Origin of the sequence: Pseudescherichia sp. L3 (assembly GCF_024656065.1) — a bacterium.
Lineage (GTDB): Bacteria > Pseudomonadota > Gammaproteobacteria > Enterobacterales > Enterobacteriaceae > Pseudescherichia.
On record NZ_JANKYC010000001.1, the window covers coordinates 1,825,490 to 1,849,756 of the forward strand.

The 24,267-nt window shown below is 48.8% G+C and carries 21 protein-coding genes, 3 tRNA genes and 2 pseudogenes; 7 read left to right on the plus strand and 19 right to left on the minus strand.

The genetic code is table 11. The annotated features are described in order from the left end of the window. Window positions 1-124 precede the first annotated feature (124 nt). The 3 genes from NR795_RS08965 to NR795_RS08975 are packed head-to-tail and all read right to left on the minus strand — an operon-like array spanning window position 125 to window position 3,481. Window positions 125-2,923, minus strand: a complete 2,799-nt coding sequence (locus NR795_RS08965) for a hypothetical protein (protein ID WP_257757979.1) — start codon at window positions 2,921-2,923, stop codon at window positions 125-127. A gap of 57 nt (window positions 2,924-2,980) precedes the next feature. Further along, window positions 2,981-3,235 (minus strand): hypothetical protein, encoded by a 255-nt coding sequence (locus NR795_RS08970; RefSeq protein ID WP_257757980.1) that lies wholly within the window; start codon window positions 3,233-3,235, stop codon window positions 2,981-2,983. A gap of 21 nt (window positions 3,236-3,256) precedes the next feature. Beyond that, complete coding sequence (locus tag NR795_RS08975) at window positions 3,257-3,481, minus strand: hypothetical protein (protein ID WP_257757981.1); 225 nt, start codon at window positions 3,479-3,481, stop codon at window positions 3,257-3,259. 36 nt (window positions 3,482-3,517) lie between these two features. On the opposite strand from NR795_RS08975, the gene rdgC reads away from it, so the two are divergent. The 4 genes and pseudogenes from rdgC to NR795_RS08995 all read left to right on the plus strand — a co-directional run. Then, window positions 3,518-4,333 (plus strand): recombination-associated protein RdgC, encoded by an 816-nt coding sequence (rdgC, locus tag NR795_RS08980; RefSeq protein WP_257757982.1) that lies wholly within the window; start codon window positions 3,518-3,520, stop codon window positions 4,331-4,333. Between the two features lie 94 nt (window positions 4,334-4,427). Next, window positions 4,428-4,954: pseudogene (locus tag NR795_RS08985) on the plus strand (HD family hydrolase). Then, window positions 4,954-5,244: a hypothetical protein gene (locus NR795_RS08990; RefSeq protein WP_257758304.1), complete on the plus strand. Its 291-nt coding sequence runs from the start codon at window positions 4,954-4,956 to the stop codon at window positions 5,242-5,244. The pseudogene NR795_RS08985 and the gene NR795_RS08990 overlap by 1 nt, the downstream one beginning before the upstream one ends. After that, window positions 5,147-5,602: pseudogene (locus tag NR795_RS08995) on the plus strand (tyrosine-type recombinase/integrase); the annotation flags it as partial. The gene NR795_RS08990 and the pseudogene NR795_RS08995, both read left to right, overlap by 98 nt. Window positions 5,603-5,730: 128 nt before the next feature. On the opposite strand, the gene NR795_RS09000 reads toward NR795_RS08995, so the two are convergent. The 6 genes from NR795_RS09000 to uvrY form a co-directional block, all read right to left on the minus strand. After that, a tRNA-Leu gene (locus NR795_RS09000) sits at window positions 5,731-5,817 on the minus strand. A 12-nt stretch (window positions 5,818-5,829) separates the two neighbouring features. Continuing rightward, window positions 5,830-5,903, minus strand: a tRNA-Cys gene (locus tag NR795_RS09005). Between the two features lie 65 nt (window positions 5,904-5,968). After that, window positions 5,969-6,044: transfer RNA gene (locus tag NR795_RS09010), tRNA-Gly, on the minus strand. Between the two features lie 149 nt (window positions 6,045-6,193). Next, window positions 6,194-6,742 carry a CDP-diacylglycerol--glycerol-3-phosphate 3-phosphatidyltransferase gene (gene pgsA / locus NR795_RS09015; RefSeq protein ID WP_042391408.1) on the minus strand — a complete coding sequence of 183 codons (549 nt, stop codon included), beginning with the start codon at window positions 6,740-6,742 and terminating at the stop codon, window positions 6,194-6,196. 57 nt (window positions 6,743-6,799) lie between these two features. After that, on the minus strand, window positions 6,800-8,632 hold the full coding sequence (gene uvrC / locus NR795_RS09020; RefSeq protein WP_144817341.1) for an excinuclease ABC subunit UvrC: 1,833 nt from the start codon (window positions 8,630-8,632) through the stop codon (window positions 6,800-6,802). Next, complete coding sequence (gene uvrY / locus NR795_RS09025; RefSeq protein WP_144817340.1) at window positions 8,629-9,285, minus strand: UvrY/SirA/GacA family response regulator transcription factor; 657 nt, start codon at window positions 9,283-9,285, stop codon at window positions 8,629-8,631. The genes uvrC and uvrY overlap by 4 nt, the downstream gene beginning before the upstream one ends. A 455-nt stretch (window positions 9,286-9,740) precedes the next feature. Between uvrY and NR795_RS09030 the strand changes: the two genes are divergently transcribed. Further along, the gene (locus NR795_RS09030) at window positions 9,741-9,965 is read left to right on the plus strand and encodes a DUF2594 family protein (RefSeq protein WP_144817339.1); all 225 of its coding nucleotides are present in this window, start codon (window positions 9,741-9,743) and stop codon (window positions 9,963-9,965) included. Between the two features lie 62 nt (window positions 9,966-10,027). Here NR795_RS09030 and sdiA read toward each other — a convergent pair whose 3' ends face one another. The 7 genes from sdiA to NR795_RS09065 form a co-directional block, all read right to left on the minus strand. Then, window positions 10,028-10,750: a transcriptional regulator SdiA gene (gene sdiA, locus NR795_RS09035; RefSeq protein WP_257757983.1), complete on the minus strand. Its 723-nt coding sequence runs from the start codon at window positions 10,748-10,750 to the stop codon at window positions 10,028-10,030. Between the two features lie 227 nt (window positions 10,751-10,977). After that, window positions 10,978-11,730, minus strand: coding sequence for an L-cystine ABC transporter ATP-binding protein TcyN (tcyN, locus tag NR795_RS09040; RefSeq protein WP_257757984.1), 753 nt, complete (start codon window positions 11,728-11,730; stop codon window positions 10,978-10,980). Beyond that, window positions 11,727-12,395 carry a cystine ABC transporter permease gene (gene tcyL, locus NR795_RS09045; RefSeq protein ID WP_222888207.1) on the minus strand — a complete coding sequence of 223 codons (669 nt, stop codon included), beginning with the start codon at window positions 12,393-12,395 and terminating at the stop codon, window positions 11,727-11,729. The genes tcyN and tcyL overlap by 4 nt, the downstream gene beginning before the upstream one ends. A 21-nt stretch (window positions 12,396-12,416) precedes the next feature. After that, window positions 12,417-13,403 (minus strand): D-cysteine desulfhydrase, encoded by a 987-nt coding sequence (gene dcyD, locus NR795_RS09050; RefSeq protein WP_144817335.1) that lies wholly within the window; start codon window positions 13,401-13,403, stop codon window positions 12,417-12,419. A 107-nt stretch (window positions 13,404-13,510) separates the two neighbouring features. Continuing rightward, entirely contained in the window at window positions 13,511-14,311 is an 801-nt protein-coding gene (tcyJ, locus tag NR795_RS09055) for a cystine ABC transporter substrate-binding protein (RefSeq protein WP_257757985.1), read from the minus strand. A 90-nt stretch (window positions 14,312-14,401) separates the two neighbouring features. Beyond that, window positions 14,402-14,953, minus strand: coding sequence for a flagella biosynthesis regulatory protein FliZ (gene fliZ, locus NR795_RS09060; RefSeq protein WP_144817333.1), 552 nt, complete (start codon window positions 14,951-14,953; stop codon window positions 14,402-14,404). 58 nt (window positions 14,954-15,011) lie between these two features. Continuing rightward, window positions 15,012-15,731 carry an RNA polymerase sigma factor FliA gene (locus NR795_RS09065; protein WP_144817332.1) on the minus strand — a complete coding sequence of 240 codons (720 nt, stop codon included), beginning with the start codon at window positions 15,729-15,731 and terminating at the stop codon, window positions 15,012-15,014. 239 nt (window positions 15,732-15,970) lie between these two features. On the opposite strand from NR795_RS09065, the gene NR795_RS09070 reads away from it, so the two are divergent. Next, window positions 15,971-17,161 (plus strand): ATP-grasp domain-containing protein, encoded by a 1,191-nt coding sequence (locus tag NR795_RS09070; RefSeq protein WP_257757988.1) that lies wholly within the window; start codon window positions 15,971-15,973, stop codon window positions 17,159-17,161. Window positions 17,162-17,235: 74 nt separating this feature from the next. On the opposite strand, the gene NR795_RS09075 is transcribed toward NR795_RS09070, so the two are convergent. Then, window positions 17,236-18,408: a DegT/DnrJ/EryC1/StrS aminotransferase family protein gene (locus NR795_RS09075; protein WP_257757989.1), complete on the minus strand. Its 1,173-nt coding sequence runs from the start codon at window positions 18,406-18,408 to the stop codon at window positions 17,236-17,238. Between the two features lie 218 nt (window positions 18,409-18,626). Between NR795_RS09075 and NR795_RS09080 the strand changes: the two genes are divergently transcribed. Further along, window positions 18,627-19,454: a class I SAM-dependent methyltransferase gene (locus NR795_RS09080; RefSeq protein ID WP_257757990.1), complete on the plus strand. Its 828-nt coding sequence runs from the start codon at window positions 18,627-18,629 to the stop codon at window positions 19,452-19,454. Between the two features lie 61 nt (window positions 19,455-19,515). Here NR795_RS09080 and NR795_RS09085 read toward each other — a convergent pair whose 3' ends face one another. Continuing rightward, window positions 19,516-20,574 (minus strand): class I SAM-dependent methyltransferase, encoded by a 1,059-nt coding sequence (locus NR795_RS09085; RefSeq protein ID WP_257757991.1) that lies wholly within the window; start codon window positions 20,572-20,574, stop codon window positions 19,516-19,518. A 78-nt stretch (window positions 20,575-20,652) separates the two neighbouring features. Continuing rightward, window positions 20,653-24,171: a glycosyltransferase gene (locus NR795_RS09090; protein WP_257757992.1), complete on the minus strand. Its 3,519-nt coding sequence runs from the start codon at window positions 24,169-24,171 to the stop codon at window positions 20,653-20,655. Between the last annotated feature and the right edge of the window lie 96 nt (window positions 24,172-24,267).

Genomic DNA, 24,267 nt, shown 5'->3' on the forward strand with positions numbered 1-24,267 from the left:
AATTGTGCAGACCACTGGAAGGCCCGCCCCGCCTGTTCTGGCTTGATAAAATCCCCCCTAAACAATTTGTGCATATCCGCAAGATATTGCGCAATGATTGTAAGGAGTCTCTCATCTCAGTTTTTTAAGATACATTGCTGTTATCAGGGTTCTCCGTTCTGCTACCTTTAATCAATTGCTCCATCTCTCTTTCTTGTCTTTGATTGATTAATTGACATGTCTCCTCTGATAAAAAATAGAGATTGCAAATGTTATTTGGCATCGCAACGATGTTAACGGTGGCATTTAACATTGAATAAAGAAAAGGATTATCATCCTCAAATTTATATCGTTCTTTAACAAAATCAATATTTCCTTCAAAAATCTTTTCAATATTAACCGTTAGGACTTCTTCTGATTTCTTCAATTCAAAATTACCCAATAAATCCAAGTAATACAAACCAGAGCCATTCAAATTCAAATGACCTTCTTTATCATTAATTTTTAAACCTTTAGAGTGTCTAAAAGTATTCACTCTATCTTCAACCTTATATTCTATCGTGATTAATTTTTCAGTTGGTAATTCTTGAGGATCCTCAATGTTGATAATATTTGCAACGTCTACATTGATGCTATGTAGTACACTACGAATCCATTCATATATCAACCACTGACTATGGTTGTGAATGTTCATTCCATAAGAAACCCCATCTATTGGAGGGATAACCTCCCTTTTATTGACCAAGAAATATACTTCAATTCCTCTGACTTCAATTTCTAAAGGGATTGCATCCAATGACAGAATTAGTTCGAAGTAGTTCTCCACAGAAAGTTTAATTTCCTTACTATATTTATCAACTAACGAAGATTCTAATTCCGATTCGATAACGTTGCGCAACACTAGTGAATTTATAGAGGAAATAATTGATTCCAATTTAGTCACAATTTGTGCTTTATTATTCCCCTCAGATATTTCTTTATCAGTAATAAGCTTAAATAAATTGGCGAATGAATCTCCGTTCAAGTAGGCTACAATCGAACTTAGTTCATGCGTTAATATTGAAGTTATCTCTCGAAACTGAAATGCATCCCTAACAAATAAAAGATTAAACCGGTTATTATTAAAGGAACTTTGCGTAAGCATGAATGCTATCATCTTAAAAGTATCGTTCGAAACCGATGTCCACGTGGCCTCTCCATCCGGAATTTCTCTTATTTTAGTTTCTGCACCGAATACTGAAAATTCTTGGGGGATCGAAAATAACACATCATAAAGTTCTTTTTTATAATACAATTCTTGCAGAAACTTAGCATTTACCCAAGACTTTAATAACAAAATTAAATCTTTAAGCTCCTCTTTGTATTCATCCCCTTTTTTTCCTACATGTTCTATCCTCATAATTAATAACGTTATAACTTCAAATAAGCAGCGTAACATTTTACGTTGCATTTCATTTAAGGAGTCATATTCAGTTTCATTACTAAGATCTAGATATTGCAAATTACTTGTCACAAAATCAGAATCAACTTTGAATGCAGCGTAATTCTTATAAACTAAGTTTCGCAAAACTGTTGATGTATACAAGTCTAAAAAAACATAATTTGACTCTTCCGCACGATACCTTACCCTGTGATCGAACTGTCTAAATATTCTTTTATAAAAATCGACAAAATTATTTTTACTATAAATACACCTTGCTAAATCTATTAACGACCTCATTATATTTGCTGCTTTTTCAAAGTTATTCTGATTAATGGATTCAGATATCATTTTTTCAAAGAACTTTGCAAGCAAGGATGTTTTAACTAAATCTTTGTTATTTGACGATGTTATTGACAAATCAATATTTTTCAATGTGTACAAGTAGTTTTCATTTGAGGTTAACTCATGAAAAATACGCACTCCAAAATCTAATGACCACTCATCACCATTCAGCAAACTGTTCCTAACGTTTTCCACCAGTGCTTCTTCAAATTGTTTAAACTCATTATAAACATAAGGAACAGAACTATAAGTAAGCCCGCTTCTCAATAAGGATTCAATTTCTGAAATGTGTTCCTCTGTTAAATCAGATTCAACAGCAGGAATTATTTTTATCGATGAGTTTGATATAGGTGATAAAAATGACAAAGAGAAAAATAAGGTGGGGTTATTTTCCAGATTAAATTCGTTTATTTTTATTGTAAGTTGGTTAAATACATCAGGACTATACCCTGAAATAACTATATCAGTGTCGTCAGGGAAAATACTTATCGTTATCGAGTCATCATTCCAGTAAAAAGCACTTTGATCATTACTGTAAAAATCACCTTCAGAGACTACTTGAGAAAATTCATTAGTAATTTCCTGACGCTGATTATTGACCTCGCTATATTTTAGCCGTGTTGTCCGTATCGAATCTAACAAAACCCCATTAATAACCCCTGGCTCTTCTGTTAAATGGTAAAGCCTATAATACATTACACCATATTTAATAATAAAAAATAATGAAAAGAAAGACGAAATAAAATAACCAATTAAACCACTTCCAATAAGAAGCAAGAAAATACCACATAGAAGACTGCATACAGACTGAACGCTAAAGCCTAAGAAATCATATTCCCTTAGCAATAAAACTTTCGACAGAGGTTCAAAACCATGCTCAGATGTCTTAGAAACCTGATCAACAAACATTCCCATGAAGGCTATAGACAAAGCCGCTATAGTGCCATGTATGCCTAAAAAACTTCCCCATACGCCTGTAATCCAATTGAGATAGGGATTATTATAAAAAGACGGACTAATTAATAAGTATTTATAGGGTTCGATACAATAACGTGATAAATACATTCCAACAAGGATTAAAATTGAAATCACCGAATAAAAAGCTATAGTTTTCCTTACGTTATTATAGATAACAATTCCTTTTGGCTTGCCATTTATTTCTATTTTCCTAATACTCATAACCTATCCCAATTTGTGGTAAGCAGCAACTCACATAACGAGGCATCTTGTTTCGCCCTATCCATTTTCATACAAGGCCTTTTTCAACCTTTCTAGTATTCTATCTCTATCTAAAATGTTCGCCATCTTTTGTTTGGATGGTTCATTGAAACTTGTATCTGACCGATTTTTGAGCGTCAGATGCCCATCTTTGACTGCGAAGATGAGATCACCATAACCAATGTGCGCACCCGCAATTATTGATTTTATCATTCCTACACTGGCATCAACTCCACGCAGTGTAAGTAGCTCTTTAACCAAGAGCTCTTTCACTGATAGCCCGGCACCCTCTTCCTATTCTGGTGGCCGTTTTTTACGCTTACGCCGCACATTGTCACTTAGCCGCTGCGCCAGTTCTCGCTTTTCCTGCCTTGAAAGATCATCAAAATTCACCGTCACGCCCACTTCGTGATCGGCATGTTCAACACCGTCAGCACCTGTCGCAGGTTCCCCCGTACAGTTATTGACATAACTCCGAGGGGCGGCGCTGCCGCCTGAAAAACCAACGTCAACAGCCACACCGCCAGCGCCCTGCCGCTTCGACACGATTTTATATTGAGTGGTGCGAGTGAAGATCAAAGAGTCGTTGCCCGTACTGGCGAACTGGTCACGCCGCTTACTGGTGGCTATGCGATCGTTATTCGAAACGATGAGAAAATTATCCCGGCTCAGGTTGTGGCTCGCGAGGTTAAGGAGCGCGTTACCACGTTCGAGCATCTTCGCGGCGAAAAAATTAAGCAAGTCGAGCGCCGGCATATTGCCGCGCAGGTAAAGGTCGAGCTCTGTAAAAAGGCGTTCGTTAAGTCCTCGCTCATCTTGGCGCTCTATAACTCCGACGAGAATCTCTTGGTGATCAACACCACCAATAAAAATATTGCGGCGCTGGCTTGCGGCCTGCTGGTTAAGGTAGTCGGTTCCATTGAGACGAAGACTATCCACATTAGCGACATCAAACACGGCTTAACAACTCGCCTACAGAATCACCTGGACGGTAATGGTAACGGCTACGCCTTTGATGGCTTTACCGTTGGGGATTACATCCAGCTGTCGCGACGCGCAGAGCAGAAGAAAACCATCCGTTATTCTGCTGAGCACAATTCTGTCGCGGCCGAGGTAGTCGAGAGCTTTAATAGCAGCTTCACGGTAGACCAGACGGAGCTAGTCGGCGCAGGCGTGCACTTCCTGATGACGGAGAATTTCCACTTCCGCCGTATCAATACGCAGGATCACACCTTCACTCCTGAAGATGACCGGGCTTATCAATGGCGTCACCAGACCAGCGGCGCTCTTTTCCAGTTCAGCAAAGCGGTAAACGGCCTGCGCGAACTCCTCTCGTATAAAGATCCGCAAGACCAAAAACCAGCAGCGTAAAAAACTCAGCAGCAACTACCCCATCTCAATGGGTTGGGTTGCTGCAACCAAAATTCAGGCGCGGTGCAGCGCGTAATATGGAGAACTATCATTCATGAGCTTTATTCAGACAGCATCCGGTAAGCACTTCGATTACCTCAACGCCTCCACTGACGACGTGGTGATCGAGGATATCGCAACCGCTCTTTCAAATATCTGCCGCTTTGCTGGCCACCTGCCGGAGTTCTACAGCGTGGCGCAGCACTCCGTTCTGTGTAGCCAGATCGTTCAGCCTGAATTCGCCTTTGAAGCGCTGCTGCACGATGCAGCGAAGCGTATTGTCTGGACATGCCCGCGCCGCTGAAAGCGCTACTGCTAGATTACCGCCGCATTGAGACGATGATTGATGATTTAATCCGCTCGGCTTTCGGCCTGCCGTTTCACCATTCGGATGTAGTGAAGTATGGCGACCTCATTATGCTGGCGACCGAACGCCGTGATCTGGAGATCGACGATGGTAACCGTTGGCCGATTCTGGATGGCGTGCCAGCGTCGGACCTTATTCAGATCATCCCGCTCCGCCCGGGTCAGGCGTACGGCCTGTTCATGAACCGCTTTAACGAACTGCTGGGGACCCGCTAATGAAAGAGCAACTGGCTAACATGACCATCATCGAGCTGGTCACAAAGTCCCATAAAGCCACTAGCAATCAGCTGTCCGATGAAATGCCAGTACTCGTTACGGAGCTGGCCTCCCGGCTTGAGGCACTCAACCTAGCCTATATCGGCGCAATGAACAACCTGCGCAGCGTCAACAGCACTATCGAAAGGATGGGTGGAGATAGCCTACCTTTGCTGCGCCCGGCAGGGAGACGTGCTGGACGTAAAGAAAAGCCAGTCGCTGGATGCTGGGGTACTTATCCAGCAGGGTAAGACATCCGTTACTCAGATCAAGGCGTGGTCACCTCGGTTAGAAGCGGCGTTCGCCCTGGCTGAGAAGCTGCCATTACAGCCAGGAATGAGCAGCATCTATGTCATCCACCAGCCAAGCGGATCTCGCTATACCCGTGACGCCTTTAATGCACAGTGGATGAAGGCCAAAAAAGCGGCCGCCAACAAATACCCTGAGCTCGATTTTAATTTCACCTTCCACGATTTGAAGGCGAAAGGGATCTCAGATCTGGAAGGCACGTTGCAGGAGAAGCAGCAAATTTCAGGCCATAAAAACGCGTCGCAGACAGCCAGATATGACCGCAAAATTCCTATCGTACCGGTGGTAGGGGGGCAGTAATTGCCCTCTTTCAATGGCGAAGTCGAATGGCGAAACAATGGTGAAAGGGAGGTTGAAGGCACAAAAAAACCACCCGTAGGTGGTTTGACGACACTGCTTATTGCTTTGATTATTCTGCAAATTTCCAATGGTACCCGGAGCGGGACTTGAACCCGCACAGCCTTACAGCCGAGGGATTTTAAATCCCTTGTGTCTACCGATTTCACCATCCGGGCTCGGGAGGAAATTGGAGGCGCGTTCCGGAGTCGAACCGGACTAGACGGATTTGCAATCCGCTACATAACCGCTTTGCTAACGCGCCTTAAATCTTAGTCTTGCGACCTGTACCCGCACTCTTCAACATCATACAGTGCCGATACCTTAATTTGGAGCGGGAAACGAGACTCGAACTCGCGACCCCGACCTTGGCAAGGTCGTGCTCTACCAACTGAGCTATTCCCGCTTATCAGGTGATGGTGCTAATCACTTGATTTTACTCTCATCTGGCAAGCTGCGCCGCCGTCTGATGCGATGCATTCTACTTACCTGACGCACTGAGTCAACGATATTTTTTAAAACCCGGATCGTTTGCTGAAAATTAAGCCGAAACGATCACTGTTCCAGCAGATCGCCCCGGGCAGCGTTTAAATACTGGAACATGGACCACAGGGTCAGCACCGCAGCCACCCACAGCAGGCCAATGCCCGCCCACTCTACCCAGGCGTTTGGCCGCCACAGCATCCACACCAGCGAGGCCATCTGCGCGGTGGTTTTGACTTTACCAATCCACGACACCGCCACGCTGCTGCGCTTGCCCAGCTCTGCCATCCACTCGCGCAGGGCAGAGATGATGATCTCGCGGCCAATCATGGTGGCGGCGGGCAGGGTCACCCACCAGGTGTGGTAGTGCTCGGCCACCAGCACCATAGCAATGGCCACCATGACCTTATCCGCCACCGGATCGAGGAACGCCCCGAAACGGGTGCTCTGGTTCCAGCGCCGGGCCAGATAGCCATCAAACCAGTCAGTCACCGCAGCGACGAGAAAGATCAGCGCACATGCGAAGGGAGCCCAGACCACTGGTAGATAAAACGCCACCACGAAGAACGGGATCAGGATGACACGAAAAAGCGTGAGCAACGTTGGGATATTGTATCGCATAGTGGCAGGTAACTATCTGTTGTCAGTAAAAATTAGCCCTATGTTGCTACAGAGCCCTCAATGTTTCAACGAGTAGAAGATCTTTTCTGCCAGCCCCTGCGAAATACCCGGCACTTTTGCAATGTCCTCAACGCTGGCGTTGAGCAACCCCTGCAATCCACCCATGTATTTCAGCAGCATCTGGCGACGCTTCGGCCCGACCCCTTCAATGGTCTCCAGGGTACTGGTATTTTTCACCTTCGCGCGTTTTTTACGGTGCCCGGTGATGGCGTGATTGTGCGACTCATCGCGAATATGTTGGATCACGTGCAGCGCCGGTGAGTCTGGCGGCAGGTTAAAGCCCTCTCCCTCTGGTTCGAAGAAGAGCGTCTCCAGCCCCGCCTTACGGTCGGTGCCTTTTGCCACGCCCAGCAGCAGCGGATGGTGCTTATCCCAGGAAACGTCCAGCTCGGCAAAGACCGTCTTCGCCTGCCCCAGCTGTCCCTTGCCGCCGTCGATTAAGATCACGTCCGGCACTTTACTCTCTTCAATATCCTTGCCGTAGCGACGACGCAGCACCTGGTTCATGGCTGCATAGTCATCCCCTGGGGTAATACCGGTAATGTTGTACCGGCGGTACTCCGCGCGCAGCGGCCCATTGGCATCAAACACCACGCAGGAGGCCACGGTCTGCTCGCCCATGGTATGGCTAATATCAAAACACTCCATGCGCCGCACCGCCGGCAGCTTCAACAGCGTAGCGAGCGCCACCAGCCGTTGGCTAACCGTTGACTGCTGGGAGAGCTTGGTGCTGAGCGCCGTAGCGGCGTTGGTGCGGGCCAGCTTGAGGTAGCGCGCCCGGTCGCCGCGCGGTTTAGTCTGCACGTTGACGCGGCGGCCCGCCAGCTCAGAGAGCGAATCGGCCAGCAGCGTTTTATCACTCAGATCGAAGTCGAGCAGGATTTCGCCCGGCAGGGTGCGCATCTGGCTACCCTGCAGGTAGAACTGCCCCACAAAGGTCTCTACCACTTCGCCAAGCTCGGTGCCGCCCGGCACTTTCGGGAAGTAGCTGCGGCTGCCCAGGACCTTGCCCTGGCGAATAAAGAGCACGTGCACGCAGGCCATACCGGCATCGAACGATACGCCAATAACGTCGAGATCGTCGCCGTTGTTAGAGACGAACTGCTTCTCCGTCACGCGGCGTACGGCCTGGATCTGATCGCGAATGCGCGCCGCCTCTTCAAAGTCGAGATCGCGGCTGGCCTTCTCCATGCGCTCAATCAGCAGGTTCAGGACCTGATCGTCCTTGCCCGCCAGGAAGAGGCGCACGTAGTTAACCTGCTGGGCATACTCCTCCTCGCTGACCAGCCCCTCGACGCACGGCCCAAGGCAGCGGCCGATCTGATACTGCAGGCATGGCCGGGAGCGGTTGCGGTAGACGCTGTTTTCACACTGGCGGATGGGGAAGATCTTTTGCAGCAGCGCTAAGGTCTCGCGCACTGCGTAACCGTTCGGGAACGGTCCGAAGTACTCCCCTTTCGCGTGCTTAGCCCCCCGGTGCGTCGCCAGACGCGGGTGGGTATCACCGCTGAGGAAAATGAACGGGTAGGATTTATCGTCGCGCAGCAGCACGTTGTACCGTGGCTGATACAGCTTGATATAGTTGTGCTCAAGCAGCAGCGCCTCCGTTTCCGTATGGGTTACCGTCACGTCGATCTGCTGGATCTGGGCGACCAGCGCTTCGGTTTTTCGTGAGGCAAGGTTGCTACGGAAGTAGCTGGACAGGCGCTTCTTGAGATCTTTGGCTTTACCGACGTAGATAACAGTACCACCGGCGTCATACATGCGGTAGACACCGGGTTTACTGGTAACCGTACTCAGAAAGGCTTTTGAATCAAAAACATCACTCACTGACTTGTTAACGTCTCCGCATTACACAGACCATGACGAATGGCCAGATGGGTCAGCTCCACGTCGCCATGAATGTTCAATTTACTGAACATACGATAGCGGTAGCTGTTTACCGTTTTCGGGCTGAGATTCAACTGTTCGGAAATCTCATTCACCTTTTGGCCTTTGGTTATCATCAGCATAATCTGCAATTCGCGTTCAGACAAACTGGCAAAGGGAGATTCGGTTTTCTCGGGCGCAATCTGGCTGAGCGCCATCTGTTGGGCAATATCGGATGCAATATAGCGCTGTCCCGAGTAAACGGCGCGAATGGCGCTAACCATCTCTTTCGGGGCGGCCCCTTTGCTAAGATAACCTGACGCGCCGGCCTGCATCACTTTAGCAGGCAGCGGGCTCTCAGTGTGAACGGTAAGCATAATGACTTTGGTATCGGGCACGGATCGCGCAATTTTACGCGTTGCCTCCAGGCCGCCGATACCGGGCATGTTCATATCCATCAGCACCACATCCACAGGATGGGCACGGCACCATTTTACGGCATCTTCGCCGCAGCTGACCTCGCCGGAAACTTTTATGCCTTTAATATCTTCCAGAATGCGTCGTATCCCTGCGCGCACCAGCTCGTGGTCATCAACAAGAAGAACGTTGATCAAAGCAAATCTCCAAAAAGGGATAACGCGACTGACAGTACAGTCGCTCTATATTAGCGTTAATTTGGCGAAAACTAAAAGATTAAATGCGATGGGTACGATTTCGTTCGCAATTTTGGAAATAAAGCTGTACAAAACGTGGAAAGAGGCCGTCTCGCTTAGGTTTGAAACAGGTGTTTTAAATACCACTTTTCAGCAAGTTAAGTGCGATACTATTATTCATGCCCTGTAAAACGCTCTTTTTTCTTTGTAACATTAATTAACGCCTTTTATACCTCTTTTTAAACATATTCCCCACGTTATAAATTAGAGCAAATTGTAATAACAGGCTATTTACGCGCTGACGTGTATGGCGATCAAAAAACAACCACTGCTATTTTCTTAAAAGCTTGTGTTATACTCCGCCGCCTTTACATTCACGGGCGCGTACAGGCGCTATCACATATCGAGGAAAATAGATGAGCACTCCTGACTTCTCTACTGCGGAGAATAATCAACAGCTGGCGCAGGAAGTCGCCTGCATGAAAGCACTGGTCACCCTGATGCTGCAGGCGCTGGGTCAGGCGGACGCCGGTCGTATCATCCTGAAAATGGAAAAACAGATCGCGCAGATGGAAAACGACGCGCAGGCTGACGTCTTTGCCAATACGGTTAAGCAGATTAAACAAGCTTATCGTCAGTGAGAGTGACCGGCTGGCAGGCTGTCAGCCGGTAGTACGTTCGGCACGCGAAACGCAGGTGGGGTTCAAATGAATCCAGTAGCCGCCGCATAGCAGGCAATCTGCGTTTTATTCGGTGCGTTAAACTTCTTCTGCATGTTTTTCTGGTGAAAATTCACCGTGTTCTCTGAAATCGACAGGATCATTGCGATCTCCGCCGAGGTCTTCCCCTCTGCCGTCCACTTGAGAATTTCACACTCGCGCTTGCTGAATTTCATCTCTGGCGACATCACCATCTCCTCTTCCAGGCGTGAGAGCGTCACCAGGCTTAGCTGCACCAGCAGCTGAAGAGAGAGCTCAATCTCATCCGCGCTGAGACTTTTACCCCGGACGGAGGTTTTGGAGACCGAAAGGAAGCCGATAGCCCGGTTGGGCAGCATCAGACACTGGGTGTAACCTTTGCGCAGCCCGTGGTCACGCGCAGCATCCCACATGGTCTGTGCGTCCTGAAACAGGCGGTCGTTCCAGGGGAGATGGCCCTGAATAAAGTTATCCGGCTTCAGCACAGGATCGACGGAAAAATAGTTCTCCGCACAGTAGTGTGCTCTCCAGACATCAGGGTAGGAGGTCTCAAGGAAGGTTTTTGGCCGTGTGAACGGCACCGGATGACGCACGCATAACGAGTAGTAGTCAAATTCCAGCTGCTGCGTCTGACGCTCTAACTCTTTATAGACCTCATCCGCTGCTGTCATCTCACTAAACCGCCGCAGCATTTCCCTTCGCCATGTAAAAAAATCAATATCCTGCATACTGAGCGCGAAAACCCCGTTCGTTATATATTTATTATGAATGTATAAAACTATCACATAAATCTTATTTCTAGATCCAAATTATCCGACTGGCGGGAAATTAACTGAGTTTATATACCAACCGAAGCGAGATTAACGGGACAAATGGCGGGATGGTAATCGATTGCTAAAGCGGGCCGATGTTTCACGCCCACCGCCTAACCAGCCGATGGGCGCGTATCAGCGCACTACTGCATGAGGAATTTTTCCAGGAACTGGCGAGTTCGCGGCTGCTGTGGGTCGGCAAACAGCGTTTTGGCTGGCCCCTGCTCTACTATCCGGCCCTGGTCCATGAAGATAGCGCGATCGGCCACGTCCCGGGCGAAGCTCATCTCATGGGTGACAATCACCATGGTCCGTTTCTCCTGCGCCAGCTGACGAATAGTGCTTAGGACCTCTCCCACCAGCTCAGGATCCAGCGCTGAGGTGGGCTCATCAAAGAGGATCACGTCCGGGCGCATCGCCAGCGCGCGGGCAATGGCGACGCGCTGCTGCTGTCCCCCCGAGAGACGTTTCGGGTAGCTGGTCTCCTTGCCGCTCAATCCCACTTTCGCCAGCAGCTCCCGGGCGCGTGCTACAGCCTCGGCTTTCGCTTCGCCCTTAACGATCACCGGTCCCTCAATGATATTTTCCAGTACCGTGCGGTGGGGAAAGAGGTTAAAGCTCTGAAACACAAAGCCAACGTGCTGACGCAGCTGGCGGATCTCTCCTTTCTGCTGGCTCAATGCCCGCGCCGTATCGATGGTAATGGTACCGACGCGGATGCTGCCGCTCTCCGGGTGCTCAAGCAGGTTGATGCAGCGCAGCAGCGTCGTTTTTCCAGAGCCGCTGGGGCCGACGATCGCGACCACCTCCCCCTCGTTGACCTCTAAATTAATGCCGTGCAGCACCGTCTGACCGTGAAACTTCTTCACCAGGTTTTTTACTTCAATCGCACTCATTTCGGATCGCGCTCCTGACGGTTAAGCTGGTTTTCAAAATAGTTCTGCAACGCCGAAAGTACCGTCGCCATCACCCAGTAGATCAGGGAGGCGGCGAGATACATGGTAAAGACCTCCAGCGTCCGGGAGGTGATCAGCTGCGCCTGGCGGAACAGCTCCGGCACCTGAATGGTCGCCGCCAGCGAGGTATCTTTTACCAGGCTGATAAAACTGTTGCTGAGCGGCGGCAGCGCCACCCTGGCCGCCTGAGGTAAAATGGCGCGACGCAGGGTTTGCCACGGGGTCATACCGATACTGGCCGCGGCCTCCCACTGCCCCTTATCGATAGAGGAGATGGCGGCGCGCAGCGTTTCAGAGGTGTAGGCTGCCGTATTGAGCGACAGGCCAATCATCGCCGCCGGAAGCGGATCCAGTTCGATGCCGAACTGCGGCAGACCGTAGTAAATCATAAATAGCTGGGCAATCAGCGGCGTACCGCGAAACACGGAGATATAAAAGCGTGCCAGCCAGCGTACCGGCGCAATGGCCGACATCCGCATCAGCGCCAGCACAAAGCCGAGCAGCAGGCCAAAGAACATCCCGCCAATACTGAGCTGTAACGTAAATACCGCCCCACGCAGCAGGTACGGCAATGACTCTATCACCAGTTGAATACTTTCTTGCATTATGGTTTTTCTGCCTGAATGTTAAACATGGGGGTGGTAGGCAAAGAGCGCAGGCGCGCCGCCGGTATGAATAAACAGAATCGGCCCCTGATCCTTGAAACGGTTCTGGTTAATGCCATCGATCAGCCCGGCCATCGCTTTTCCGGTATAGACCGGATCCAGCAGAATACCCTCCAGGCGGGCCAGCAGCTTAATCGCCTCCACGCCCTCTTCGTTCGGCGTGCCGTAACCGGGCGCGAAGTACTCATCCCACAGTATGATGTCCGCTCTGGCCTCAACCTCAAGCTCGCGGGCGATGGCCTGCTGAAGCGCAACCACTTTCGGTCGCTGCTCGTCACGCTTGCGGGAGACGGTCACGCCAATCAGCTCCGCCTCGGGCATCAGCTGCTCAAGGCCAACCGCCAGACCAGCGTGCGTCCCGGCACTGCCGGATGCCACCACGATGGAAGAGAGCGCTACCGCCCCTTCACACTGCTGGGCAATCTCCAGGGCACTCTCTACGTAGCCCAATGCGCCCAGCGCGTTCGAGCCGCCAACCGGAATAACATAGGGACGAAAACCCTGAGCTTCAATACGCGTCGCCAGCTCGGCCAGCTGCGCTACCGGATCGGTGAGGGCATCGCACATCTCAATCTGCGCGTTGAAAAGATCCAGCAGCAGCCGGTTGCCGTTAGTGAGGTAGTTTTCTGCCCGCGTGCCGATGGGATTTTCCAGCAGCGCCACGCAGTGCAGGCCAAGCTTAGCCGCCACGGCGGCGGTTTGGCGTACGTGATTTGACTGGATCGCCCCGGCGGTGATCAGCGTGTCCGCGCCCTCCCGCAGCGCGTCGGCGGCGAGGAACTCCAGCTTGCGCAGCTTGTTGCCGCCCAGTGCCATCGGCGTCACGTCGTCGCGTTTGATATAGATTTCACGACCCAGATAGTCAGAGAAGCGCGGCAGGTACTCCAGCGGCGTCGGTGCGCCAATAAATTCGAGGCGCGGAAAGCGGGTCAGGTTTTGCAAAGACATAGGGCCTCCGGTGGCCGATTTGAGACGTGCGTGGTGTTAATTATGTACCTTTAGCGGCAGAAATAAAAAAGGCGCTTCAATAAGCGCCTTTTTACCGCCGGTGAACGTTACTTAGTTACGTCAGCACCGAACCATTTTTCTGACAGCGCCTTCAGGCTACCGTCTTTCTGCATAGCGGCAATCGCATCGTCAACCGCCTTCAGCAGGTCCTGATTGTCTTTACGCAGCGCCACGCCTGCTTCCTGACGGGAGAACGGCTCGCCCGCTACCGCCAGCGTATCTTTGGTCTTTTTCACCAGATCCAGCGCCGCCAGACGATCCACCAGAATGGCATCGATACGGCCTACGCGCAGATCCTGGTATTTGGTCGGGTCATCATCATAGGTACGAATATCCACGCCCTGGACGTTCTTGCGCAGCCACTCTTCATAGTTGGTTCCCAGACCGACACCGACCTTTTTATCTTTCAGATCGGCTGCGGTTTTGATCCCGCTCTCATTGTCTTTCTTCACCAGCGCCTGAATACCGGAGACGGTGTAAGGGGTAGAGAAGTCATATTTTTTCTTACGCTCGTCGGAGATCGTGACCTGGTTGATCACCACGTCGATGCGCTTAGAGTCCAGCGAGGCCAGCATACCGTCCCACTTGGTCGGCTTCAGCGAGGCTTTTACGCCGAGGTGTTTTGCCAGCTCTTCCGCAAACTCGACTTCAAAGCCGGTGAGCTTGCCGTCATCGCCCTGATAGCTGAACGGCGGGTAGGTGCCCTCCAGCCCGACCAGCAGCGTGCCGCGATCTTTAACTTTTTTCAACAGGCCTTCGTCAGCGAAGGATTTCGCGCTCACGCCAGCCATCAGCGCAACAGCCATTACACCCATCAGCGCCTGACGACCCAAAAGTGCTAATTTCATAGTTACCCCGAAGATAAAAATTGGTTGATAGGCAGTGTAAGGTGCTGACCCACAAGGTACAAACACCCGTACGCTACATATTATTCACTTTTAATATATATCAGAAGTTGCGCCGGAAGCGATTTTCTGACTGGCCATAAAGTGCGCCTGGGCTTTGAATTGCGCATATTTGCGCAGGGCGATCCGGTAATTATTGGTACTGGTCGTGGGTAGCCACGGCTCCAGAACTTCATCCAGAAAACCGTCTTCAAGCTGGTCGGGGGTAATACGGTGGGCGGTAAGGTGATTGCCAAGGCGGCGCAGGCGTACGACATACTCACGTACCGTGCCGTGGCTCATTTCAGTTTGCTCAAACAGATACTGTTTAAAGCCGATGATATCAAAAAAGTCGCTCTGCTCTTTGCAATGCAGATCGCCGCAGAAGCGGCACAGGGCAACCCACTCTTTCTGCTCCAGCTCCCAGCCCGCTTCGTCCAGCAGCGTGTCGAGGCGCGAGATAGCAATTTTGTTGACGATTTCGCCCCGGCGCACCAGCGTGATGCGGTCGAGCAGTTTATGGCAATGGGCGCAATGCGTCTGGCTGTGTTTAAAGTCTTTAAGGTAGCGGCTTAATGGCCGTCTTTTTACTTGTAGCACCGTCATGATAACTCCTGGCTGTCAATACGTTGTGCGACATCGTTCAGGCAGCAGTCGTGGCTGCCTATAACTTACCCAGTTTGGTACGTAAGCGCTTAATAGCCTGACTATGGAGCTGGCTGACCCGCGACTCTCCCACATCCAGCACCGCGCCGATCTCTTTGAGATTCAGCTCTTCCTGGTAGTAGAGCGTCAATACCAGCTGCTCACGTTCCGGCAAGGCTTCGATCGCCTCCATCACGCGATGGCGGAGATTGCTCTCCAGCAGCTGATGTAACGGGTTCTCCTGCTGGTTATCGTCAGTCACCAGCTCAATGCTATCGCCATGCTCTTCACGCCACTCGTCATAGGAGAAGAGCTGGCTATTGTTGGTGTCGAGCAACATCTGACGATACTCTTCGACAGAAATATTGAGCCGCTGCGCAACTTCGGTTTCCGTTGCGTTACGGCCTAACTCCTGCTCCAGCTGCCCCATCGCCTGCGCCACTTCGCGGGCGTTCCGCCGGACGCTACGTGGCACCCAATCGCGGCTGCGCAACTCGTCCAGCATTGCGCCACGAATACGCTGCACTGCGTAAGTGGTAAATGCCGTTCCTTGCAGAGCGTCGTATCGGTCAACTGCATTTAATAACCCGATACCGCCCGCCTGTAGCAGATCGTCCAGTTCCACACTCGCCGGCAAGCGCACCTGCAGGCGCAATGCTTCGTGACGCACTAGCGGTACATAACGTTGCCACAGCGAGTGTTTATCCATTACACCATCAGCGGTATAGAGTGTATTCACGATAAACAGCCCTGCGTTAAATGAGTTATCGGCATGATTATCCGATTCTGGAGGGGTTTTAATCGGATGAATAGTGGGTGAAATGGGGGGTTATTTGCAGAGTTAGACGCATGTCAGGTATACATACTGTTCTCATCGAATAAGCCTATCTGTCTAAGTGTATGATAAAAGTTTTGATAACCCCTGCAGGGACCGAAATTGGAAGGGAAATTTTCAGTTCGCTGCGTCATGAAAAATCAGTGGAATTAGTTCTTGCTGGGGCGGATTACGACAATCATGCCAGGTACATTGGTCATGAATACTTTCTCCTGCGTGGAGTAAATGAACCGGGATGGCTTGAGGATCTGCAAGCGTTTGTACGCCTGCATGCTATTGATTTCATATTTCCTGCTCATGATGACGTTTTATTAGCTTATGCGATGCATCAGGATGAAATCGCAGCGAAAATCATAGCGCCTCCTCGTGAAGCCTGCCTCATTACACGTTCAAAACAACGCACATACCATAAAGTAAGCGATCTGATACCAGTGCCTAAATGTTATCAATCTATTGAAGATATTGATATATGGCCTGTTTTTGTTAAGCCAGACTGCGGACAAGGTTCCCAGGGCGCGTTAAAAATCGCTGACAAAGTCACGCTGGAAAAGCACCTTGCGTCTAATCCAGGCCTGCTTATCTGCGAGTACCTTCCTGGTGAAGAGTATACGGTTGACTGTTTTACCCAAACGGGGAAAGGTGTCCTTTTTTGCCAGGCCAGAACGCGTGAACGTGTCCGGGCGGGGATATCCATGGCATCACGCACTATTGAGATACCCGGAATCGCTGAACTCGCTGAGTCTCTTTCGCAGCGTCTCAATTTATTAGGGAGTTGGTTTTTCCAGATCAAGCGTGCTAAGAATGGTACATTGAGCTTGCTGGAAATAGCCCCGCGCATAGCAGGAACTATGGCTCTAAATAGAGTCCGGGGTGTTAATTTCCCTTTGCTTTCTTTATATGAGCATCGAGACATTCCTGTTTCAATCAATGCCCTTAATGGTGAATTTAAGATTAGCAGAGCGCTAGTCAACCGATTTAAAACCGATATTAACTATAATTCCGTTTATATCGACTTTGATGATACACTGGTTGTACATAATCAACTTTGCCTCCCGTTAATATCCTTTATATTTCAATGTATTAATAAAAAAATTCCGTGTATACTTATCACTCGTCACGCTGGCGACATTCATCAAAGTTTAAAACAATGGCGCATTAATACGCTATTCGATGAAGTTATTCACCTTCGCCAGAATGAAAAGAAATCAGATTATATAGTTGATCGGGATGCTATTTTTATTGACGATAGCTTTCGTGAGCGCCGGGATGTGAGTGAAATACGAGGGATCCCTGTTTTTGATTTAAGTATGATCGATCTTCTGCTTGAAGAGTAATGTCTACCCATATTGCGAGTTGCGTCGTGAGCACACCAGGCAAGTGTGCTCAAAAGGAAAATAACGTCTACCGTTTATGATGCATTAGCATCAATACTATCCAGATAGTGTCTTAAAGGCGTATCGCTACGCTTCGTTTTGGCATGGTAATAAATAACCTGTAAAATTTTATCCTGCTCTCCATCCGTTAAGTCAGGATAAATAGGCAGACAAAGAATTTTATCTGCCAACGCGTTGGCATGAGGAAGATGCAGCGGATCGGCGGATGGCAGGTGCCGGTACATGGCAAAAGAACTGATCAGTGGATAGAAGTAGCGGCGAGTGTAAATACCCGCTTCTTTCATCGCCTCATGCAGTTCATCTCGGCTTATCGAATAATCATCCTCTACCAGGATCGGGTAGTAAGCATGGTTCCATTCAAAGCCATCCTGCTCATCAAACCATTTAATACCCGGAACGTTCTTAAGTCCCGTGCAATAGTAATCATATATTTCCTTGCGCCTTGTTAGCGCCTTATCGATATGCTGCAATTGTAAAAGCCCAAACGCCGCCTCAACTTCATTCATTTTTGCATTGATACCAGGAGCTACCACACGCGTTTCACCCGCAAACCCAAAATTCTTCAAATAATCAATGCGTTGCTTAGTGCGCTCGTCGTGACAAATGATTGCCCCACCTTCAAAAGTATTAAAAACTTTTGTCGCATGGAAACTTAATACTGATAGATCGCCATGATTGAGGATACTTGTTCCGCCCTGCCTGACACCAAACGCATGTGCGGCATCATAAACTACCTTCAAACCATAAATGTCGGCAATTTGCTGCAGTTTCGCTACATCGCAAGGGATACCATAACAATGGACAGGCATAATTGCCGTAGTATTTGGAGTGATTAACTCTTCAACCCGATCAGGGTTGATATTGAATGTTTTCGGGTCAACGTCAGCAAAAACCGGCGTTAACCCATTCCATAGCAGAGTGTGTGATGTGGCGACAAAAGAGTATGGGGTAGTAATCACTTCCCCAGTGATTCTAAGTGCCTGTAATGCCGTGAGTAAGGCAAGAGTGCCATTTGCAAAGAGACAGACATATTTTACGCCCAAGTATTTCGCAAGCTCTGACTCCAGTTGCTGATGGAAGCCTCCGCCATTAGTCAGGATACGGCTTTCCCAAATCTGCTCGAGATAAGGAATGAACTCCTCTAGCGGCGGTAAAAGAGGATTAGTGACAAATATATTTTTGCTCATCGTGTTGCGGTTCCCAAAGGCGTTCATCAACGTATGATAGTCTCGTAGGGTTCATCTCTATCGTGCAAATAACACGATATTCATGTGCTTTTTCTTATAAAATGTCCTTAAACGCCTAAACACCATAGGCAAAAAAGCTAAAGTCTGGATGACTTCAAGCAACAAGTCATGCCATAATAGCTTATATTTTAGTAAGCAAGCTGTGATTTGAGGTAGTAATGAAAAACAACCCATGCATTATTTGTGGTGGCGGCATGCAACCTTATATAAAAAAAGAAAAATTTGCTTCAAACCTCAAAAAAGTTAATACAAAAGATCTGCTCCCTATCACCTACTCTTGCTGTGATGAGTGTGGCTTTCTATTATCTGATACACATACTGCAATGGATGAGAATGCATGGGTCACACTAAATGATGAATTTCATCATGCTAATGAAAATGATGAAAGAAACGAACTCGGTTTCAATCAACCGCCTTACCTTGAACAAGCGCTGATGTTCGAACTTCTTGCATGTAATGGTATTATTGACGATAAGCATGTGCTCGATTATGCCGCTGGATATGGAACATTGAGTCGTCTACTAGAGAAATATTTTCAGCGTAAAATAGATAACTATGATAAATATATTACAACTGTCCAGCAAAATTATTTATCTAATCCTTCACCAAAAAGCTGGTCTGTTGTTATAAACTCCGCCATGTTTGAACATGTGTTAAGTCGAAAGGACCTTGATTCGGTAAACGATTTTGTAGCGCCTGAAGGTGCATTAATTATTCACACGGTTGTAGTCGAAAAAGTGCCGAAGGATCCGAACTGGTTCTACATTGATATTCCTGTTCATACAGCAGTTCACACCAATCGCAGTATGAGCATTTTAATGCAGCAATGGGGCTATCAATCTTCTATCTACAGTCCTAAAAGCAAGTCCTGGGCTTTACTAAAAAAACCTTATGCAGAGATCAAGCCCATTGTTGATAAAATAAATGGTGAACTGCAAACCCCCTTTTTAATTGCCAAAGAGGGTTTCGTTGATTACTGGAAATAAAACAAGAATCTCTCAATTCTAGAGGCAGATTTAAAATAAATCCGCCTCGATTAACGTCTCACTACAGGCGGATAAACAGCGTATCGCTGGCAGTAAAATGTTCCGTCACTCGCGGATCATTGAGAAGTTCATCACCCGCCCGTTTAGGGCCATCGCCGAATGACCACTCATAATCGTCAACAAGTATCCAGCCACCCGGTTTAATATGGGGAAGCCAAAGTAAGATATCTTTTTTAACCTGCTCATACTGATGGTTACCATCAATATGCAGGAGTGCAATTTCGCCGGCAACGGGTACAGTGCCCAGCTCGGCAGTGGTCAACTGGCCTTCTTTACCCACAGCCTGATAAACACTGATAGCCTCTTCTGCGGGCTTGCGAATATAGTTAACGTTGTTAAGCCCGGAAACCGACACGATAAAACCACTATGAACAGCATCCCAGTCGATCATTACCGCTGTCTTATTAACAAGTTCAGTCCCTTCGCCTTGGGACGATATTGATACCACATCCCAAGGATCAACGCTGATCATACTTCCAATACAGTGTTGCTGGGCAAGGAATCCCAGGGCATATGCAGAACGCCCCCAATAACTGCCGATCTCCACAACATCACCAGAGGGAACTCGATTAAATAGCGAAACCAGCGATTTTAGCTTTTCGTTATCGCTCATTCCGGGGATCATATTGAACTGTATAAACAGGGAAGCGTATTTTTCTTGGGTAAGCAGGCCTGGAAAAGAGGGATTATCAGCTAAAATCTGAGCGCCAAAATCCAGCGCTTCAGCGTATTTTGCCTGATAAACGCGATATGGAAATTCATTACAAATGGTAAACTTTTGCTCGAGGCCGGGATTTGCTTTGAGCGAATGCAAGTATTCAAGCACGACGTCATGCTCAGAGTAGACGTAGCCAATATCCTCAGAATCGAGGAGGGCCAGGAACGCGTCGGTAAACTCCTCAGTATTAACATAGGGGAGTGCATGAACTCTTTTCCCTGTCTGCGCTGTCGCAACAGAGCTTGCATAAATCACATTAGCACCGAGTGCTTGCGCATGGGCAATAAAAGAAGTACCAGACTCAATATTGCAAGGAAACACTAATACATTAATATTATTCATTTTACCCTACTAAACGACTCTTATAAATGGCTAAGGGCAGACGCTTTTGCATCAACCGCTAAAAATATCTCCAGGCGCTTAACCTGGTAACCAGGCTTTCGCCCATAATGCCGCATTATCGCTATTTAGCATCCAGTCGCGATGAACGTAACGCTGAAGCTCACGCCCCATCTGTTCACTTTGCGAGGGATTATCAAGGTGGTAGCGAATCGCCTCATGCCACTCTTTATAACGGTTACGCACCCGGGTAACATGTTTAAATCCTTGATAACACGCAACATCGCTACAGATGACGGGTATACCGCACGCACCATATTCAAGCAGTCGCAAGTTACTTTTGCAGGTGTTGAAGAAATTATCTTCCACGGGCGCAAGCGCAAGATCCAGGTTAAGCGAGGCTAATTTTTGCGGGTAAAGCTCAATATCAACGCCGTAGTGCATCTCAGTCACATACGGCCTGATTTTTTCTGGGCACATGCCAAAAAACACCCATTCGACTTCATCTGCAAAGGCTTGAATCACGCCGGCAATCATCTCAAGATCGCCAGTATGACTTGACCCCCCTGCCCAGCCTACGCGGGGCTTATGCCCTTGCTCGCGCAGGCTGACGACATTACCCCACCAGTCATGGGACAGGCGGTTTGGCATGACGATAATATCTCGGTGCATATCTGAAAAGGCGTCAGCCAGCGGCTGCGTTGACACCACAAAACGATCCATGTAGCTGAGGCTTTTACGCAACATCTTCATGATGTCTTTACCAAAATCAGACCGGTGATGGTTTTTGATCGGGATATTGGGAAGATAGTCATCCAGTTCAAATACCTTAAATATATTGGTCAGTTCGCCAACACGGCTAGCCCACTCGTGAAATTCGGCCGTTATCTGCCTTTGTAGAATAATACTGTCAGGTTTATACCGTTCCAGATAGGGCACGCTGAGGAACGTTTCTGATAATTTGCCATCAACAATTGCCGCATCGCGCATGGCTTCAAAAGGTTTGATAATGCGATAGTAGCCACAGCCAGCGTAGTCGCCCATATGCGGTAAAACGACCGGAAGAGGACTCCAGTCCAGCGGTCGCCAGCTCAGTAAGCTGTCGGGACACACCATAGCGTGTTCACTGCTCAGTGACAGATTCACATTTGACGCCGGATCGTTAACCAATATGGGCATCCAGCGCGAGTAGAGAACGCTTTCATCCTGCTGTTGCTTCTCGTTGCGGGCTGTGACTTCTGCAGGCGTCTCGCTCACTTTACTGCTTACAGAGCGTAAAACCTCAACCGATGGTGTCCAGACGGTTAACCACCCTTTTTCTCTTACGCGTAAGCAGAAATCAACATCCCAGAAAGCGTCAAGAGATTCATCAAACCCCTGCACCGCATCGAAGACCTCTTTATTGACCAGCAGCAGATCGCCCGAAACGGCACTGTAGTTTTGGTCCACGTGCAGTCGGCCCATATAACTTTTGTGGCTGTTATTCACCCCAAAAAACGCTTCTCCCGCAACGCCGTTAACGCCAAGCAGATAGCCCGCATGGCGTACGGTACCATCACCATAGAGCTGTTTACCGCCAACAACGCCGACCTCGGGTCGTTGGCCGTGATTAAGTAACGCATGGATCCAGTTTGGTTGAGTAATAGCGATATCAGGATGCAGGAAGAGCAGATGCTGACCCGACGCTACTGACGCAGCAAGATTATTTCGCGCGGCTGTCGCGTGAACGCCTGCCGCAGAGAGCACCTTGATACGCTGAGGATCAATTTCAGCAAGGCCCTGTAACCAGTGAGTAATATCCTGTGGGGTCCCCTCATCCGCGATGACTAAAAGCTCATACGGCTGCCACTGGGTTTTTTCAATGACTGTGGTAACGCAGGTCACTAAGGGGGCTAACGCCTTCCCTGCTGAAATAATCACTGACACCATCGGCGTAAAGGCGTGACCGTACTGAATATGGAAGTGACCATAAATATCGCGGGTGATTTCTGCGTTATGATACCCCCGGTTTGCAAGGTGCCGTAATACAATACGTTCCTCTTCGTCACCGGCAATCACTGCGTCACCGGTGATAAACAGCGGCTCAGCAAGATGGCCTATCGGGGCAAAACCTTGTGTTTCGATCAGCTTAACCAGAAGATCGAACTCAAACGCAGCGCCCGCCTGGTTATCGAGACCCAGCGTCACCACCGCCTCACCACGCCACAGCCAGTTGCGTGCCATAATACCCGGCTGGCTTAAAAAGAGATCAAGGCTAAAGTCGGGTCGGAACCGGGCACCAATTAGTTTTCCATTGATGGTATAAACTTCATCACCGTAGATTGCGAGGAGATGAGAAGCAGAAAGCAACGTTGAGGCGAGCGATATCAACCCTGACGGCAGAAGCGTCATGCCCGCAGCTAAACAGAGAAACCATCCCTGAGGATCGTCCTGCGCCAGTCTGGTTAGCGCCTCGCAAGGGGTTAATGAAACAGGCAGCGTTTTTACGTCATCACGCGTTTCATCTGTTATCACCACCGGATTCAGGCTCATACCAGGTAATGTATGCGCAGCCAAAGATGCTAACGTCTTTTCTGTGTCGCTTTTATTGGCTTTACGCGCGTCAATCAGGATCGTCAGTGTGACAGGCTGGTGGCGACTGAGGTGCTGCTCTAAAAGGTGTTGCTGTATGGGCAGCAGGCGACGTTTGCCGATCCACTGCGCAAACTGACTCTCTTTTACCTGCTCCTCTAAGCTGTCGTCGACAAAGCGTACAGTAAACTGCTCGGGTGAAGAGAGCGGCGCAATGCGCAGATGCCGTGCCGGAACCGTCTGGTCATCGCCCATATCCAGTTCGCGAATAAGCTCAGGAAAACGTTCATGGGTTTTCTTTACGCGTTTATCGCTGTCACGCCCCTGCTGACTGACCTGCTGGCGAGAGATGCGTAAGCTGGAGAGCGTCTCTGTCAAATAGGCCAGATTCCCCTTGGCAAGGATCTTAGCGTACATCGTCAGATCACCGAGGAAATACATGACCTCACCGTTAAGACTAAACATGCCATCCGGTTGAGCAAGCATTGCCAATAGATCTTCACGATACATAAGAACCGTACTAGGTTCACCAATAAAGTTATTGATCTCAAAAAGCTGATAGCTATTAATATCTCGACCCACAATGACGGAGTCCTGCTCGACAGGTGAGGTCGTTGCAAACACATCCGTAAGTTCTTCCCCATGGATCCCGATCCGGTTCCGTCTTGAAGTTGCCATGCGAATTGAGTTATGGCTTTGCATAGCGTTAACCAGGGCAGAAATACAATTAGGTGCCATCAGGTCATCATCACATAAAAACTTAATCAGGCTACCCTGGGCTAGCTTGACGGAGGCTTCAAAGTTTTTGACATCACCCAGGCCTGGCACATTATGTACATACCGTAAGGGAAAGGGGGATTGGTCTTTACATTGCTCAACGATTTTTTTAATTTCATCCGTTGGGCAATCGTCACTAACGATAATTTCTACGTTCGGATAATCCTGAGCGAACGCACTTTGTAACGTCTCTTTAAACCATGATGACTTATATGCGGGAATAAGAAGGCTGACCAGAGCGGGCTGTGACATGTATAAGTTCCTGAATGCGGTCCCCGATGCCCGTACGCGCTGGCATCGCAATAATAGCAGAAACATTACTGCACTCTACGGGCTGCAATCGCACTA